Raw genomic sequence first — 15,099 nt, 5'->3', positions numbered from 1 at the left:
ACCCTGGCCGCCGAGGATGGCCGCATGACAGCCACCTCTCAAGCCCGGTCCTTCGACAAGGCCGCCGCTGAGTACGCCGCGAACCGCCCTTCCTATCCGCCCGCACTGCTCGACACGGTCGAAGAGCTGGCCGACCGCCCCCTCAGAGGCGCCCGCGTCGCGGACGTGGGCGCCGGTACCGGACTGGCGACCGCCCTGCTCCAGGCACGTGGCGCACACGTCGTCGCGGTCGAGCCGGGCCCCGGAATGGCCGCGCAGTTCCGCCTCGGGCTGCCCGGGGTTCCGCTGGTACTCGGAGACGGCAACAGCCTGCCTCTCGCCTCCGAGTCCATGGACATCGTCGCCTATGCCCAGGCCTGGCACTGGACCGACCAGCACAGGTCCGTCCCGGAAGCACTGCGGGTACTGCGCCCCGGCGGAGCGCTCGCCCTGTGGTGGAACGACTCGGACAACACGGTCGCCTGGACGGCCGACCAGGACAGCCGCCTGCGCCGCCTCTTCGGCGCCGGTGCGGGCGAAGCCGATCCGATGGCCCGGTTTCGCGGACTGCCGCCCGAACTCGGCTTCACCACACGCCAGATGTCCTGGTCCCGGAAGGTCCCGCTCGACTCGCATCTCGCGAACCTCGCCAGTTACTCCGACTTCCTGATGCTCGGAGAGGAGTCGACGAGGGCGTTCCTCGCGGTGGAGCGGGACCTTCTGGGTGGTGTCTTCCCGGACGGGACGGTCGAGGAGCGCTATGTCGTCAGTCTGGCCGTGGCCCGCCGCTGAGTACGGGGTGCGCCGCTCCCCCGCCGTCCCTGCGGCTATCCGGTGTAGGCCCGCAGCGGATAGTGGTCCGAGAGGTTCGTGTAGGTGTACGACTTCCACCAGCTCGTGACCGTCCAGGGCGCCGTCTGCTCCTTGACGACCTCGTTGCGCCAGCCCGCCGGGCGGGCGTGGCCGGCACGGCCGAGCACGTAGTCGAGGTCCTCGCGCGGATCGTCCGGGTAGCGGTAATGGGCGATCGAGTTCTCCTGGGTGTCGAAGGAGTACGGGTACCCGGTGCGCGCGTCGGCGCCGGCCAGGTCGGCGTCGGCGAGCAGGGACGCGTACTCGCCGCTTCGAGAGTCGACGTTGAGGTCTCCGGCGACCAGGACCTCTTCGTCGGCGGGGATGTTCTTTGCGTCCAGGAAGGCGTCGATGGCCTTGAACTGACGGCTGCGTATCGCCGCCGCCTGGCCCGCGGCGCAGCCGGAGTCGGTGGACTGGGCGTGCGTGCCGATCACGTGCACCTTGGTGCCGTTCACGTCCAGAACGACGTACGCGAAGCCCTTGTTGGACCACCAGTCCGAACCGCAGGCGTCCGGGTACACGTACTGTTCCCTGTGCAGGATCGGCCACTTGCTCAGCACGGTGACCCCGCCGTCCTCGGGCGTGAGGTCCGAGTACGATCCGCCGGTCGCGTCCCAGCCGCTGCGGCTGCGGCCCACCACCGGTGTCTGGTAGGGGTATTCGGCCGCGGCGCCGCTCTTCAGCGCGTCGGAGGAGGAGTTGTCGAAGGCCTCCTCCAGGACGACCACGTCGTTGCCGTGGAAGAAGGACGTCTTCGGGATCTCGGCGGCCCGGTGGTCCTGACCCCAGTTCGGGTACAGGTTCTTGCTCATGAGGAAGACGTTGTACGTCAGGACCTTCAGCGCCGGTGCCGGGGTGGCAGCCGTCGCCGGTGCGGAGCCCACGAGTGCCGCGGCGGGCAGGGCGAGGGCGAGCACGGCCGCCCCGAGGGCACGGCGTGGTGCGAGGAGCGTCACTGGATCTCCCTGTGGATGAAGGGGGTTGAGTGGCGCCGCACATCAAACCACCCGCGACTACCCGTAGGTAACGGGCGTGCGGGCAGCAGATGGATCGCAGTCGACGGGTCCCTCCGCACTTGGCGGGGCCGGACGGGCTCGGACGGGCCCGGACCGGTTCACTGGGGAAGGCGGGTGACCGTTTCGAGGTAGAAGGTGTCGATGCTCTGGACGGCCTGTTCGAAGTCGTCCAGGTTGACGGGCTTGGTGACATACGCGTTGGCGTGCTGCTGGTAGGCGCCGACGACATCGTCCGGGGCCGAGGACGTGGTGAGCACGACGACCGGGATCGTGCGCAGGTCGTCGTCCTCCTTGATGACGGCGAGCAGCTCGCGGCCGTTCATGCGGGGCATGTTGAGATCCAGCACGATCAGGTCGGGGCGGGGGTTGGCCCCGTCCCGAAGGTAGTCGAGGCCCGCGACACCGTCGTGTACCTGGGCGAGGTTGCGGGCACCGCGGGCCAGGAGCGCGTCCTCGATGAGCAGAGCGTCTGCCTCGTCGTCCTCGACGAGCAGTACGTCGTAGGGGCGGGCGGGGGCGGTTGTCATCGGGGGCTCCCGTGCTTGGGGGATGTGCGGGGGGCTTCGGTGGGAACGGTCGCGGCCGGCTGGCCGGCCAGGCCCGGCCAGCGGCGGCGGGCGCCCTGCCGGGTCATGTTGGAGGCGCGGCCGATCTGCGGATAGCCGGCTCCGGCTCCGGCGGCCTGGTGAGCCGCCTCGGCCTCCAGATGCTCCACGGCCTGCTGGAGATAGGTGAGCAGGTGGAGGTGCGCCAGGGCCTGTGCCTGCTCCGGAGAGTGGTCGAGCGGCCCGTGCGAGAACTCGAAGACCTCGGGGACGAGCCGGCGGACGAGGTCTTCGACTTCACGGGCGGTGAGCTCGGAGAGTGCGTCGTCGGCCATCCGCAGGGAGAAATGGACGCCTGGCATGCGCCCACCTTAGAGGGAACCCTCCGGCCGGGACAACACTCGTTGTCGCCGTGCCGGGGGTTCGTGCGGGGTCTCGCGGGGTTCTCGCGACGAATACACGGACGAACGGGAAATCCTCGGTCAGAGCTCGGGTTCCTCGGGCGCGTCGGGCGCGTCCTGGTCCGACTGGGACGCCGTCGGTGGAGGGAACAGGAGATCCTCGTAGGCAACCAGGGCGAACAGCGCGAGCATGACCATCACGGGCACGAGCAGGGCCATCACAACCATGACGCCTCCCGGCACAATTAGTGATCACGGGAACGGCAGTGGATCTGCCTCCAGCTTGAGCCGAACGGGGGAACGCGGCACGCCAGGCAGGCCGGACATACGCCATTCGGGTGAGCGTCCCAGTGAGGCCGGAGGAAAGGAGCCGGCTCGTCGCGACGGCCGCAGCAGAATCGTGTGGATGTCGACTTTCGTTCTCGTCCACGGCGCCATGCACGGAGCGTGGTGCTGGCGGGACGTCCGCGACCGGCTGGCCGACGCCGGGCATCGCGTGTTCACTCCGACACTCACCGGGCAGGGCGAGCGCCGCCGGGCGCTCACGCCCGAGGTCGGCGTGAGCACGCATGTGCTCGACGTCACAGAACTGCTCTGGTTCGAGGACCTGAGCGACGTCCACCTGGTCCTGCACAGCTACGCGGGCATCCTGGCCGGGCCGGTCGCGCGGCGGGCCGGGGAACGGCTGGCGGGGATCGTCTTCCTCGCCGCCTTCCTGGCCGAGCCGGGCCAGTCACTGCTGGACGTGGAGCCGCCGTCGATCGCGTCCCGCTACCGCGAGATCGTGGCCGCCGAGGGCGAGGGCTGGCGGCTCCCGGCCAGTTCCGGCTTCCTCGACCAGTGGGGGGTGACGGACCCGGAGCTGCGCGGCTGGGCCGGCCCGCGGCTGACCGACTTCCCCTTCCGCTGCCAGACCGAGCCCGTCGACTGTCCCGCCGACGCGCTCGACGGAATCCGCAAGGTCTACGTCCGGCACACCGCACCCGCACTGGACAGCCTGGCGCCCTTCCATCGCAGGGCCCGCGCCCTGGGCTGGGAGACCCACGACCTGCGCTGCGGCCACGACACCATGCTCGCCGCCCCCGAGGAGACGGCCGACCTGCTGCATCGCATCGCGACGTCTTGAGCGGCCCGGACGGTATTCACGCTTGGCTCCCGCGTGGCCCGCCTTCCCGGGACCGGCGGGCCGACGGCGCGAACGGCGCCGACGCGGGATGGGCGGAACCTACGCCTTCACAACCGGAAACGGAAGCCCCTATTCCTCTTGACCCTCGACGTGCGCCGAACGCAATCTGAACCTCACGTACCACGAGGGAGCACGCATGAGCAGAGCCACCGCCACGCATCGTGTCGTCGAGTACTGGACGGACCGGAACACCCACGTGATCATTCCCGTCCAGCGGAACGAGGAGGTCGACCGCATGAGCGACGCACAGGTCATCGCCGCCTACGGGGACCCCGAGGACGGCGCTGTCGTACGCATCGCCCCCTGACCATCCGGCGGGCGGGCTCAGGAGCCCGCCCCCCGCCGCGGCGGCGCGCACGTGTACAGGTCGAGGATCTCCGGCCGGGGAGCGACGCCCGGCCCGCCGGCCCGTACCCAGGTGATGATGTCCTCGGTCGCGTCCGGGTCGTTGACGAGCCCCAGCCACACCGGCCGCGCGCCTGCCGCCCGGCCGGCCGCCGACGGCTGTACGACGATGACGTTGGCCTGGTCGCACAGGTCGAGGCAGTCGGAGATCCGCACCGGCACTTCCGCCCGCAGGCGCGCCGTCTGCGCGGCGTGATCCACGCCGGTCACCTTCGGGCTGCCGCAGCAGCAGTCCCGACACACGACCACCCTGCACGGAACCGGCCCGTTCCCCTTCACGCCTCGCCACTCCCATCGGTGAACCGTTGTCGCCGGTCATCATTCCATCGGCGCAACCAGGGTCTGTCGTTTGAGCATGAAGGTGAAGTCGCCGGAGAGCTTGCCACCCAGCCGGGCCGCCGAGACGACCTTCCCCTCAGTCACCAGTCTCTCGACCTCGGCCCGGGGAAGACCGCACCCTTCGGCGATCAAGCGCACCGGCCGGACGGGGATCCGCGCCTCGAAGCGGACCGAGACGTCGATCACCTCACGGTTCAGGTGAGCCGACCCTCCGGTGTCGAGGCGCCAGGCGTTGTCCCAGTCCAGGGCGACGCGATTACGGCGCCGCACGACCGGATCCTGGAGCAACTCGACTGTCAGGCCAGGGTCGTTGTCGTGCAGCCGATCCAGCAGTTCAGGTTGTACGGAGCGCACGTTCATCCGTTCCAGGACCGTGAGCTTCGCGGTCTCCCCGCAAGCGGTACAGAGCACGAGGAGCCAGGCGTCGATGAGTTTGTGGTTGGCGTTGACGCGGAATTTGCCGCTTGACCGGAAGAGTTCGGACGCGCACGTGTGGCAGCGACGGCGAACGAGCGGCAGGCAGGTGGGCGCGACCACCCAGTTTTCGAGCACAGAAGTACACCGGTTTCAGTGAGAAGTCCGCAGCAGGAAGCAGCGCGGCGCACATGCGCGACGCGCTGCGAATCAGCACTCGGGAGGTCTCAAAGGGTGTACAACGGAACGTCCTTGACTGGGCGACTCGGTCCGGCAGCACGGTAGTGGCCCACAGCGGCGCTGTTCCACCGGTTTTCGAGCGCCGCACCGTCAGGGTTCCGGTTCGATGCCGCCACGGCCGGGGACGCGGCGGCATCACGTCACGGATTCAGGCGGACAGCACGGAGTCGTCCTTGGTCCGGGCCCCGGGCAGTTGGTGCCGGGCGGCGACGAGAGCCGTGTCGATGTCGCGGGTGCCGGTGGACACGCACAGCGTGTAGGCGAGGTCGTCCATGCGCCGCCGCACCTCCGGGCTGCCCTCCTCCGCGTGCAGGACGCGCAGCGCGTCGTACTGCTCCAACAGGTTCCGCAGGACGGCGGGATGTGCCATGAGCATCAGGAGACTCCCCATCTGTTCGGCCGCCACATGGGCGTTGCACCGACCCGGCTACCCACCGTCTGCGACGTCATACCTACCGTGAGGTGTCACGGTGTGACGACGGCGAAGCCGGTGTCCGGGGTGTCCAGCACCGCCAACAGCTCGACCAGCAGGGCCGGGTTGCCCTTCATGGCGATGCCGGTGGTGGCGCCCGTGGCCAGCGCGACGAGGAGCTGCGACTTGGACATCGTCATGGTCAGGCCCGCGTCCGGGTCGGCGTCGGCGCTCGTGGTGTGGGTGAGTAGGCCGTTGACGAGGCGGAGGTGCCAGTGGTCGTCGCCGATGTTCCAGTCGATGGCCAGCTTCAGGTCCCAGGCCTTGGGGCCGTTGACGCGGACGGCCATGCCGTCGATGATCTGGCCGACCGTGAGGGCCTGGTACACGTCGAAGCCCATGGTGGCTGCGGTGCCGGCCGTGGTGACGCCCTTGGTGAGTTCCTGGGCACCGGTGAGGTAGAAGTTGCGCCACACGGCGTTCTCCGCGCCCCGGCCGAGCCGGGTGTAGACGTCGGCGAGTTGGCGTTTGGCCTTGCTGTCCTTCGCGTCGTTGAAGACGGCGTGGTTGAGCAGGGTGGCGGCGAACCTGAGGTCGCCCCGCTTCGCGTACTGGTCGGCGCGGGCTCGTACGGCCGCCTGGCCGCCGAGGCACTCCACCCAGCGCCGGGCCTCCTCGACGGGAGGGTGTTCCCACAGATGGGCCGGGTTGCCGTCGAACCACCCCATGTAGCGCTGGTAGATGCCCTTGACGTTGTGACTGACGGATCCGTAGTAGCCCCGGTTGGCCCACGTCTCCTCGATCGCGGGCGGGAGTTCGAGGGTCTCAGCGATCTCGGCCGGGGTCAGTCCCTGGTTGATCAGCCGGACCGTCTGGTCGTGCAGATAGCCGTAGAGGTCACGCTGTCGGGTGAGCAGGGCCACGATCCTCTCGTTGCCCCAGGTCGGCCAGTGGTGGGAGGCGAAGGCGACGTCCGCCTTCCCGGAGTAGAGGCCGATGGCCTCGGTGAGGTAGCCGGCCCAGGCGTGGGCGTCGCGCACCTGGGCACCGCGCAGGGTGATGATGTTGTGCATGGTGTGGGTGGCGTTCTCGGCCATGCACACGGCGCGCAGGTCGGGGAAGAGGAGGTTCATCTCCTCCTGGCACTCGGTCCCCGGGGTCATCTGGAAGCGGATTCGGACCCCGTCGAGCGTGATCTCCTCGCCGGTCCTGCCTATGTACCTGGTCGGCGCGATCAGACCGACGCTGCCCAGGGAGACGGCCAGCCCGAGCCCGCAACCGACCTGTGCACCGGTCTCCTTGGGCAGTGTGGCGCCGTACATGTAGGCGGCCCGTCGGGTCATCGCCGTACCGGCGTAGACGTTCTCACTCACCGCGTGCTCCAGGAAGCCCTCCGGGGCGAGCACGGGTATGTCCCCGGCGCCCTGCGGCAGGACGCCCCGGCAGCCGCCGAAGTGGTCGACGTGCGGGTGGGTGTAGATCACGGCCTTGACCGGGCGTCGGCCGCGCCGGTCGCGGTAGAGCTTCAGCGCGACGGCCGCCGTCTCGGCGGAGGTCAGGGTGTCGATGACGACGATGCCGGTGTCGCCCTCGACGATGGTCATGTTGGCGAGGTCCAGCCCGCGTATCTGGTAGATCCGGTCGGTCACCTTGTACAGACCCTGCCGGGACAGGAGCCGGGCCTGGCGCCAGAGGCTGCGGTCGACGTCGGCGGGGGGCTTGTCGTGGCCCTCCGCGAGGAAGCGGTAGGCGTCCGGGTCCCACACGGTCGTTCCGCCGGTGGTCCTGATCGCACCGCCGGTGTACGTCGCGACGAACCCGCGGTCCGCGTCGGCGAAGTCCGCCGTGTCGGCGTGGTCGAGACCGTCGGTCGGTGTCGGTGACGGGGCCGTGCCCCCGCCGTGGTGCTCGGGGAGTGCCTGGGCGGTCTGCGCGCTGAGTGCCGCGGCCGCCGCGGCGCCTGCCACGGTGACGAAGCCGCGCCGGTCCATCGGGGTCATGGCGTGCGTCCCTTCTCGGATGCCAGAGCCGGTCCTGGCCGAGCGAGCTCGTATTGCAGATGGTCTGCAACACGAAGAGGGCGCCACTATCGCAGTTGGCCTGAAATTAGTGAAGATCCCTGGCGCATACACATGTGGTGCGCGGATACCGGTGGGACGGGCGCGGTCAGAGGGCCGCCGTACCCATCAGCGCACGCAGGGTGCGACCCAACGCCGACCGGGCGGCGGCCTCGTCCAGGCCCCGCCGGGTGCGCAGATGGTCCCAGGCCGCCCAGGACGAGGCGGCCTCCAGGGCGTCGAGCAGCCCTCCGGGGCGACGGGCGCCGCCGGCCTGGCGCAGTTCGGGCTCGAAGGTCCGGGCCAGGTCCTCCCGGAGCCAGGCGTCGCCCTCGCCCATGATCCGGCGCAGGCCGGGCGAGCCCGGTTCAAGGGACAGGCCCACCTTGCGGATCGGCGACATGACCTCGTACATGCGGCCGCGCTGGGCCAGCAGGGCTCGCACCTTGCGGGCCGTCGTCCACTCGGGGGGCACGGGTTCGGCCAGGGCCCGCCAGCGCTCGGCCTGTCGTTCGGCGGCGGTGGCGTACAGCGCCTCGCGGTCGGCGAAGTGCACGAACACGGTCCGCTCCGACACCCCGGCGCGTTCGGCGATCGCCTTGCTCGTCGGGGCCCGCTCCCCCTCGGCGAGGAGGTCCAGCACCGCGTCCACCACCGCCCCGTGGGTGCGTTCCGGATTGCGCCGCCACCGGGGCGTGCGCGCCGAGTCCGCCGCCTGGTCGCCGTGGTCGTCCTGTGCGTTCACGGCACCCATGGTCTCAGTTCCCCTCGACGACCCCGATGGAAGCACCTTGTCACGCCGGGGTCATTCACAGGTTGCGCCGGACGGTTTACAAGCCGCCCGAGCAGTCGTCATATTACTGCAGCCACACTGCAATTCGCCGCCGCAGTCGGCGAGGGACCGGCAGCAACGGACCGAGCTCCCGAGCCACTCCACAGAAGGGCCAGATGTGTCCGGGCAACGCATACACGGCACAAGCGCCATGGTCGTCGTCGGTCTCATGACGGCTGCCACCGCGATGGCCACGACGGTATCCACGGCACACGCCGTCAGCTCCGCGCAGGCGACGAGCGGCACCTTCAGCGTGCTGTCCTACAACGTCGCGGGCCTTCCCGAACCGCTCTCCGGCAGCGAGCCGGCCACCAACACGAAGATCATCTCGAAGCGGATCAACCCGTACGACGTCGTCAACGTCCAGGAGGACTTCGCGTACGACGACGACCTCGACAAGTTCGACGAGCACCCATACCGGACCAAGCCCTCCGTGCCGGGCTGGGTGCCCGGAGTCCCGTTCTCCGACGGCTTGAACACCTTGTCCGCGTTCCCGCTGAAGAACCTGGTCCGGGTCAAGTGGGACAAGTGCACCGGCACCAACTGCCTTACGCCGAAGGGCTTCAGCCGTGTCCGCCTGGAGCTGCCCGGCGGTACCTCGCTCGACCTCTACAACGCCCACATGAACGCCGGTTCCGGAAGCGACAAGGAGCTGAATGCCCGCCGGGACAACACACGGCAGCTGTCGGAGTACATCCAGAAGCACTCCGCCGGCCGCGCGGTCATCGTGATGGGCGACACCAACAGCCGCTACACCCGCTCCGGCGACATCATCCAGGACCGGCGCGACGACAACGGCTTCACGGACGCCTGGGTGCAGTTGGTCAACGGCGGGCGGACCCCGGCGGACGATGACGACGCCGGCACCTGCAAGACCGTCAATTCCTGCGAGGTCATCGACAAGATCTTCTACCGCAGCGGTGGCGGCGTGCAGCTGAACGCGACGTACTACAACAACGAGTACGGCAAGTTCCTCGACTCGGACGGCAGGACGCTGTCCGACCACAACCCGCCGACGGTGCGGTTCTCCTACGCCCTCGGTCAGTGAGGAAGGCCCGGTGCGGCCGCCGACGCTGTCGTCGGCGGCCGCACCGGGCCCGGCTCCGCCCCGGGCCGCTCAGCCTCGACGGTGCAACAGGACATAGCCGTAGTTGTCGGCCACGGTGGTGTAGCCCTGGGCGCGCACCGCGGCGAGCGCGTCCCGTTCCTGCAGGAAGGACTGCGGCCAGCGACGGTTGAGCGGTACGAAGGTGTCAACCATGATCCACTCCGGGTTGGGCGGGCTGGCGTACCAGCCGAACATGCTCACCCTCGTACGGTTGGCGAGCTGCGGCACCAGGAAGTTGGACGCCTGGACCGTGGCATCGTCCGGGATGAGACGCATCACCGAGCGGGCCACACCGATCCGGATGTCGTCCCGCCAGGTGTCGGCCTTCACCAGTTGCCACAACGGGAACTGCGGCAGGAGCATCAGGGTCACGCCCACCGTGGCGGCCAGGTAGCGGCGCAGACTGGAGGGCTGCGGGCGGCGCCGGACCAGCGCGTCGATGAACGCGGCGAAGACGATCGTCATCACCAGCAGGGAGTAGTGGTTACCGGTGCTCCAGTCCGGCGGGTGGTTGGAGGCGAACCGCCAGAGGAAGGTCGGGAACGCGACCCAGATGATCGACGATCGCAGCGCCAGGAACAGCGTGGGCACCAGCGCCAGCAGGAGAGCGCGCACCTTCACCAGTGGTGTGATCATTCCGATGGTGCGGTCGTACAACATCGTGCCCAGTCCGCCGCTGCCGGTGCTGTTCATCCCGAACCAGTACTGGTAGCCACCGGTTTCGCTGAACGCCGGAATGATCACGAACACCGCCAGCAGGGACGCGAGGAGTCCGATTCCCGCGGTGACGAGCCCGGTTCTCCGGTCACCGCGCCGCGCGATGAGCAGACCGATCACACACACCGCAAGGCCCATGTCCTCCTTGACGAGCAGCATCGGCATGGCCCACCACGACGCCGCGCGCAGCCGTCCCTGGCCCAACGCCGCCAGGGAGGCGGCCAGCAGCGGAACCGCGAACGCCCATTCGTGGAAGTCGAAACCCACCGCACTCGCGATGCCCCAGGACAGGCCGTACGCGGAGCCGATGACCAGGGCAGCCGTCTGTCCGAACGCCCTGCGTACCCACAGGGCGAGCGGGATGACGCTCGCGGCCAGCAGCCCCGCCTGGGCGATCAGCAGGGTCTTGGCCGACGACCACACCATGTAGGCCGGGGCCAGCAGGGCGAGGATCGGGGAGAAGTGGTCGCCCAGCAGCGGATGGTTCCGGCCCTTCACCTCGGAGACGGGCAGCATGCCGTGCGCGTAGGAGCGGACGGCCTGTTCGAAGATCGCCAGATCCCAGCAGTTGGACAGCATCCGCTCATGGATGCGCAGCGCCACCAGCATGTAGGCGAAGAACAGGACGGCCACCAGGGTCCAGATCCGCCACCCGATGCCGTGTCCGTCGTCCTGTCGTACGTCCGGCGCCTTCCACCGCGGCAGGCCCGTCCACTTCGACGGTCGCAGCGTTCGCAGGGTGCCGGAGGAAATCGCGTTCATCACCATGCTTGCTCTCTGGTAGTCGGGGGCGGACCGCTACTGGCCGCCGCCGGCCCGACCACGGGGCGCGAGGCGCTTCTCGACGGCGAACACCCGGTTCTTCTTGACCTGTTCACGAACGGCCTCGGGGAGGTCACGAATTGACAGCAACTCGTCGCACGCGCCGATCGACCGGTCGTAGGCGCCCACCCAGTAGGCGGTGATCGAGTACTCGAAGTGCAGCCCCCACTGGTACACCCAGGGTTGGGTGAACAGGATGTCCTCCGCGGGCATGGGGTTGCGGTAGACATCGCGCAGTACCGCGAACGCGGAGTGGTACCGGCCCATCTTCCGTAGCCGCAAGGCGAGTTCGTAGCACGCTTCGAGACGTTGCGGACGGGTCTCCCATGCCCTGACGAAGGCGTCCATGGCGTGCGGCCAGTCCGAGAGGTCCGCCTTGAGGATGCCGAGCTGCAGCAGGGAGAAGTACACCTCCTCCTCCCACCCGCCCATGGTGACGCGGCGCTCGTACAGTTCGATGGCTTCCTGACCGCGGTCCAGGTCCCGCATGGTCTGCGCGAGATAGAACACGGTGCGCGGGTTGTCCGGGTCGCGCAGCAGTTCCATGCTCAGCAGGCGGGCGTCGCGTTCGAACTTGTCCTGCTTGGAACCCCCGTCGCCGTGGTCCCGGATCACCAGGGCGTCCAGGGGCTCCTCACGCACGTCCTGGTCGCAGGTGAGGTACTCGTGGGTCACTCCCTCGTACCGCCAGGGCAGGTCGGCGCGGACCAGCCGCGGGATGCGGTACGAGTTGTCGCAGTCGTGGCGCAACATGTACGCATCAGCCGTGAGAGGGGGCAGCTCACCCGCACGGAGTACTTCGAGATCCGCGTCGACCAGCAGCAGGTAGTCGGCCTTCCCCCGCGCGCGCTCGATGTTCCGCGTTCGGTTGTGCCCGAAGTCGACCCAGGGATCCTCGTGCAGTTCGCCCGGGACTCCGTCGAGGGCCAGGCGGATCATGTCCTGGGTTCCGTCGGTGGAGCCGGTGTCGGTGATCACCCACGTGTCGATCACCTCCTTGACCGCGTTCAGGCAGCGCTCGATGACCTTCGACTCGTTCTTCACGATCATGCACAGGCAGATGGTCGGCTTCATGGGATCTCCTGGGTGTCGGCTGCGGCAGTCGGCTATCGGACGGTCACGGACTTGATGACCACGGACTTCTCCGGCCTGCCGTCGGCCGTCCCCTGCTCGGTTCCGTTCGCCGCGATCTTCTGCAGGACGTCCAGACCGCTGACGACCGTGCCGAAGGGGGTCCACGACGCCGGCATGTGAAGCACGGGGTCGCCGTAGCTGATGAAGAACTGACTGCCGTTGCGGCCGGGTACCACCTTGGACATCGCCACGGTGCCGGCCTTGTAGGAGGCACCCACCAGGTTCTCGTCCGTGAAGAAGTAACCGGGGTCGGTGCTGCCCTCCTCGTCGGCGGGCGCTCCGCACTCCAGGATGAAGATGTTCTTGGTCGTCACACGAGGGCAGACGCGGTCGCTGTAGTAGCCACTGCGGGCAAGATGCACGAAGGAGTTCGTGGCGCAGGGCGCGCCCGAGTTGATCGTCTCGAAGGTGACGGTGCCCATGTTGGTCGCCATCGCCACGGTGTACGGTCGGTCGCTCCGCGGAGCCGCGGTGGGGGGCAGCGGAACCGGCTTGCCGGGATCGCTGAGGGTGTAGGCGCATGACTTCGCCGTCTGGGCCATGGATGTCGCCTTGACGTCCTCCCGGGTGACGGAGAGCGCGGTCCAGGTGAGCACCGCGCACCCGGCGGTGACGGCGACAGCGGTCGCCGCACGACGGATCACGCGGCTCAGCCGGTGCGGTCCGGTCGGGCTCTCCTGTGACGGAACCTCGATGTCCGGTTCCGTCCGCACATCCGTTCGCAGTTCTCCGTCGGACATCCGCGCCCACGCTCCGTTGGCGTCTGGGGCCATGCGCTCGGCCCTGGTGGTCAGTTCGTGCGGCGAAGGCTTCGTGAAGCAGGCCGCGCGGACCACACGGGGCGGCCGCGCACGCGCATACGCCTCGGGACAGCCATCCGCGTACCTCCAAGTCACACCGCGGGCCGCACCACCACACCTGCCGCGCGGCACGGCTTGCAGCTCTCAGCACAAGAGGCGACGAGGACTCACGCGAGCACCGCAGCACAGCCCTCTCACGGGCAGACCGCGGGGCAAACGCGGCGCCCCGCACGACAAGCCCCCACCACCCCAACGGAATACGACACTCACCCCAAACAGCCCAACGAAGGGCGAACGGGTCCAAGGCAGGTGCCATGCGATCGCGCACAGCCTTTGAAGTGGGCTTGCGCCGGGTGGGCCCGGGCCTCACCGCCCGGCCGACACCCCCCTTCGGCGGGCAGTCGGCATCTCCCGGAAGGCGGACGGCCCGCCGGAGAGTAACGATGCGATCATCGCTCCTTACCTGGAGCGACATTCGCACTTCGCAGAGGTGAGGCGATGAGCACACGAGCCAGAGAGTCTTCCAACAGGGCCCGTCGGCGGCGTCTGTGGGGCCTGGTGGGAGGCGGCGTCGGTATTGCGTCCGCCGTTCTGTCCATGCCCGGGTTCACAGGCCTGGCGAACGCCGCAGTCGCCGCGACGGCTCAGGGCACGTGCCTGAGCGCGGAGTCCCGACAGGCTGGACCCGCGGATTGTTCCGATAAGAAATCCGAGGCCACTGGCGCTAAGAAATCCGAGCCCGCAGGTGGCGGCGGTGGGGGCGGGGGTGGTTCCAATGGGGGCCGCGGCCCGACCGGCCACACCGGACATACAGGACCCACCGGCCACACTGGGCCGAAGGGGCCCACTGGACCTACTGGGCCTACTGGACCTACCGGCGCGACCGGTGCGACCGGTGCGACCGGTTCTACTGGTGCCACCGGCGATCCCGGACCTACTGGACCCACCGGACCCACCGGGCCTCAGGGCCTCGACGGAGCCACCGGACCCACCGGACCCACGGGAGCCACCGGAGCGACCGGCGACCCGGGTGCTACCGGAGCGACGGGCGCCACCGGAGCGACGGGCGCCACCGGTGATCCCGGAGCGACCGGCGCCACGGGCGCCACCGGAGCGACTGGCGACACCGGACCTACTGGACCCACCGGAGCCGACGGAGCCACGGGCGCCACGGGCGCCACGGGCGCCACCGGAGCAACCGGCGCCACCGGCGCCACCGGCGCCACCGGCGACCCGGGTGCTACCGGAGCAACCGGAGCCACGGGCGCCACCGGACCCACGGGCGCCACCGGCGACCCGGGTGCTACCGGAGCAACCGGAGCGACCGGAGCGACCGGCGCCACCGGACCTACTGGACCGACTGGACCTGAGGGCCTCGACGGAGCAACCGGAGCAACCGGAGCCACGGGCGCCACCGGACCCACCGGAGCCGACGGAGCCACCGGCGCAACGGGCGCCACGGGCGCCACCGGAGCCGTCGGAGCCACGGGAGCCACGGGAGCCACCGGACCGACCGGACCCACCGGAGCCGACGGAGCCACCGGAGCCACGGGAGCCACCGGAGCCACGGGAGCCACGGGAGCCACGGGAGCCACCGGACCGACCGGACCCACCGGAGCCGACGGAGCCACCGGCGCAACGGGCGCCACCGGAGCCACGGGAGCCACCGGACCGACCGGACCCACCGGAGCCGACGGAGCCACCGGCGCAACGGGCGCCACCGGAGCCGACGGAGCCACGGGCGCCACCGGACCCACCGGACCCACCGGAGCCGACGGAGCAACGGGCGCCACCGGACCCACCGGAGCCGACGGAGCAACGGGCGCCACCGGACCCA

At 69.5% G+C, this 15,099-nt stretch carries 16 protein-coding genes; 4 read left to right on the top strand and 12 right to left on the bottom strand.

What is annotated here, in order from left to right; all coding sequences use genetic code 11:
* Nucleotides 1-24: 24 nt before the first annotated feature.
* Nucleotides 25-771: a class I SAM-dependent methyltransferase gene (locus tag ACIPK3_RS09170; RefSeq protein WP_402567656.1), complete on the top strand. Its 747-nt coding sequence runs from the start codon at nt 25-27 to the stop codon at nt 769-771.
* Nucleotides 772-806: 35 nt separating this feature from the next.
* Here ACIPK3_RS09170 and sph read toward each other — a convergent pair whose 3' ends face one another.
* The 4 genes from sph to ACIPK3_RS09150 form a co-directional block, all read right to left on the bottom strand.
* Nucleotides 807-1,790 carry a sphingomyelin phosphodiesterase gene (gene sph, locus ACIPK3_RS09165; RefSeq protein ID WP_402567654.1) on the bottom strand — a complete coding sequence of 328 codons (984 nt, stop codon included), beginning with the start codon at nt 1,788-1,790 and terminating at the stop codon, nt 807-809.
* A 158-nt stretch (nt 1,791-1,948) separates the two neighbouring features.
* Nucleotides 1,949-2,377, bottom strand: a complete 429-nt coding sequence (locus ACIPK3_RS09160; RefSeq protein WP_402567652.1) for a response regulator — start codon at nt 2,375-2,377, stop codon at nt 1,949-1,951.
* Complete coding sequence (locus tag ACIPK3_RS09155) at nt 2,374-2,757, bottom strand: hypothetical protein (protein WP_402567650.1); 384 nt, start codon at nt 2,755-2,757, stop codon at nt 2,374-2,376. Before ACIPK3_RS09155 ends, ACIPK3_RS09160 begins: the two co-directional genes overlap by 4 nt.
* A gap of 120 nt (nt 2,758-2,877) precedes the next feature.
* On the bottom strand, nt 2,878-3,024 hold the full coding sequence (locus ACIPK3_RS09150) for a hypothetical protein (protein WP_402567648.1): 147 nt from the start codon (nt 3,022-3,024) through the stop codon (nt 2,878-2,880).
* Nucleotides 3,025-3,202: 178 nt separating this feature from the next.
* Here ACIPK3_RS09150 and ACIPK3_RS09145 point away from each other — a divergent pair, with 178 nt between their 5' ends.
* Together ACIPK3_RS09145 and ACIPK3_RS09140 are read left to right on the top strand one after the other, a co-directional pair.
* Nucleotides 3,203-3,922: an alpha/beta fold hydrolase gene (locus ACIPK3_RS09145; protein WP_402567646.1), complete on the top strand. Its 720-nt coding sequence runs from the start codon at nt 3,203-3,205 to the stop codon at nt 3,920-3,922.
* Between the two features lie 196 nt (nt 3,923-4,118).
* Nucleotides 4,119-4,289: a hypothetical protein gene (locus ACIPK3_RS09140; protein WP_402567644.1), complete on the top strand. Its 171-nt coding sequence runs from the start codon at nt 4,119-4,121 to the stop codon at nt 4,287-4,289.
* A 17-nt stretch (nt 4,290-4,306) separates the two neighbouring features.
* On the opposite strand, the gene ACIPK3_RS09135 is transcribed toward ACIPK3_RS09140, so the two are convergent.
* The 5 genes from ACIPK3_RS09135 to ACIPK3_RS09115 all read right to left on the bottom strand — a co-directional run bounded on the left by ACIPK3_RS09135 (nt 4,307) and on the right by ACIPK3_RS09115 (nt 8,594).
* Nucleotides 4,307-4,666, bottom strand: a complete 360-nt coding sequence (locus tag ACIPK3_RS09135) for a (2Fe-2S) ferredoxin domain-containing protein (protein WP_402567642.1) — start codon at nt 4,664-4,666, stop codon at nt 4,307-4,309.
* A 39-nt stretch (nt 4,667-4,705) separates the two neighbouring features.
* Nucleotides 4,706-5,278 carry a DUF1062 domain-containing protein gene (locus ACIPK3_RS09130; protein ID WP_402567640.1) on the bottom strand — a complete coding sequence of 191 codons (573 nt, stop codon included), beginning with the start codon at nt 5,276-5,278 and terminating at the stop codon, nt 4,706-4,708.
* A gap of 250 nt (nt 5,279-5,528) precedes the next feature.
* Complete coding sequence (locus ACIPK3_RS09125; protein ID WP_402567638.1) at nt 5,529-5,756, bottom strand: DUF5133 domain-containing protein; 228 nt, start codon at nt 5,754-5,756, stop codon at nt 5,529-5,531.
* An 89-nt stretch (nt 5,757-5,845) separates the two neighbouring features.
* The gene (locus tag ACIPK3_RS09120) at nt 5,846-7,792 is read right to left on the bottom strand and encodes an alkyl/aryl-sulfatase (protein WP_402567636.1); all 1,947 of its coding nucleotides are present in this window, start codon (nt 7,790-7,792) and stop codon (nt 5,846-5,848) included.
* A 166-nt stretch (nt 7,793-7,958) separates the two neighbouring features.
* Nucleotides 7,959-8,594 carry a TetR/AcrR family transcriptional regulator gene (locus ACIPK3_RS09115; protein ID WP_402567633.1) on the bottom strand — a complete coding sequence of 212 codons (636 nt, stop codon included), beginning with the start codon at nt 8,592-8,594 and terminating at the stop codon, nt 7,959-7,961.
* A gap of 256 nt (nt 8,595-8,850) precedes the next feature.
* On the opposite strand from ACIPK3_RS09115, the gene ACIPK3_RS09110 reads away from it, so the two are divergent.
* The gene (locus tag ACIPK3_RS09110; RefSeq protein WP_402567631.1) at nt 8,851-9,729 is read left to right on the top strand and encodes an endonuclease/exonuclease/phosphatase family protein; all 879 of its coding nucleotides are present in this window, start codon (nt 8,851-8,853) and stop codon (nt 9,727-9,729) included.
* A 69-nt stretch (nt 9,730-9,798) separates the two neighbouring features.
* Here ACIPK3_RS09110 and ACIPK3_RS09105 read toward each other — a convergent pair whose 3' ends face one another.
* Genes ACIPK3_RS09105 through ACIPK3_RS09095 form a run of 3 tightly spaced genes read right to left on the bottom strand, consistent with a single transcriptional unit; the run spans nt 9,799 to nt 13,202 of the window.
* Nucleotides 9,799-11,268 (bottom strand): DUF2079 domain-containing protein, encoded by a 1,470-nt coding sequence (locus tag ACIPK3_RS09105; RefSeq protein ID WP_402567629.1) that lies wholly within the window; start codon nt 11,266-11,268, stop codon nt 9,799-9,801.
* 36 nt (nt 11,269-11,304) lie between these two features.
* Nucleotides 11,305-12,402 carry a glycosyltransferase gene (locus ACIPK3_RS09100; protein WP_402567627.1) on the bottom strand — a complete coding sequence of 366 codons (1,098 nt, stop codon included), beginning with the start codon at nt 12,400-12,402 and terminating at the stop codon, nt 11,305-11,307.
* A 32-nt stretch (nt 12,403-12,434) separates the two neighbouring features.
* On the bottom strand, nt 12,435-13,202 hold the full coding sequence (locus tag ACIPK3_RS09095) for a peptidylprolyl isomerase (RefSeq protein ID WP_402567625.1): 768 nt from the start codon (nt 13,200-13,202) through the stop codon (nt 12,435-12,437).
* Nucleotides 13,203-15,099 lie beyond the last annotated feature (1,897 nt).

Origin of the sequence: Streptomyces sp. NPDC086787 (assembly GCF_044745865.1) — a bacterium.
Lineage (GTDB): Bacteria > Actinomycetota > Actinomycetes > Streptomycetales > Streptomycetaceae > Streptomyces.
This window is presented reverse-complemented; position numbering and strand designations above follow the sequence as displayed.